This is a genomic window from Lichenihabitans sp. Uapishka_5 (genome assembly GCF_033947565.1).
In the GTDB taxonomy this organism is placed as follows: Bacteria; Pseudomonadota; Alphaproteobacteria; order Rhizobiales; family Beijerinckiaceae; genus Lichenihabitans.
In genome coordinates this window covers 1-716 of the sequence record NZ_JARPVX010000220.1, presented here as the reverse complement: position 1 = coordinate 716, position 716 = coordinate 1, and the positions used below count along the sequence as shown (strand labels likewise).

The window sequence follows — 716 nt, the reverse complement described above, 5'->3', positions numbered from 1 at the left end:
GAAGGCCGTTCGGTTCATGGCGCCGTCGACGATCCAGGGGGCGGTCACGCCATGGCAGCGCAGGCCGGCGATAAAGGTCTGCGCCTTCCAGTGCCCGAACGGAGCGGCCCCAGGCAGACGCGTGCCGCGCCGGCTGCGGCCGCGCAGGCGCGTCAGCTTGGTGGTGACGGCGGTTTCGTCCACAAACACGAGCCGGTGCGGCTCATCGCGCATCTTCGGCTGGCGTCGCGCGATCCAGGTGTCGCGGGCGGCGCGGATGTCGGACCGATCGCGCTCCGCCGCCATCAGGGCTTTTTTTATACGTGAAGCCGCGCCGGCATAAGAAGCGCGACAGCACCGCCGGATCGGCCATGACGCCGTGCACCTGCAACAGAACGGCACCGAGTTCCGGCATGGTGATGTCCGGCTCCTTCTCGACAGCCGCCACCAGGAACCTGGCATAAAGCGCGAGACGGCCGTAGCCCGGCGCGCGTCCCTGCCGCGCCGGCATCGGCGATCCGGACCGTGCCACGCGCCGCAGCAGCGTGATCGCAAAGCTCTCGCTCACCCCAAAGTGCCGCGCCGCCGCGCGTCGCGAATGCCCAGCCTCAACAAAGGCCACGACCCGTGATCGCAGATCCAAGGAATAGCTGCGCCCCATGATCCACCTCCACAACCGGTGAATCACAGCCAATCACGTCACGCAAACGAGTCCACTTCACAGTCCGATGCTCTAG

Annotated in this window: 1 protein-coding gene and 1 pseudogene; both read right to left on the bottom strand. The window is 67.3% G+C overall.

Going from position 1 to position 716, the window contains the following annotated elements; translation table 11 throughout:
* Window positions 1-213, bottom strand: a pseudogene (locus tag P7D22_RS23305) (IS630 family transposase); the annotation flags it as partial.
* Window positions 203-640: an IS630 transposase-related protein gene (locus tag P7D22_RS23300; RefSeq protein ID WP_319936618.1), complete on the bottom strand. Its 438-nt coding sequence runs from the start codon at window positions 638-640 to the stop codon at window positions 203-205. The pseudogene P7D22_RS23305 and the gene P7D22_RS23300, both read right to left, overlap by 11 nt.
* Window positions 641-716: the final 76 nt, after the last annotated feature.

Coding starts and splice junctions, on each gene's coding strand:
- P7D22_RS23300 (WP_319936618.1), bottom strand. CDS start 640: ATGGGGCGCAGCTATTCCTTGGATCTGCGATCACGGGTCGTGGCCTTT.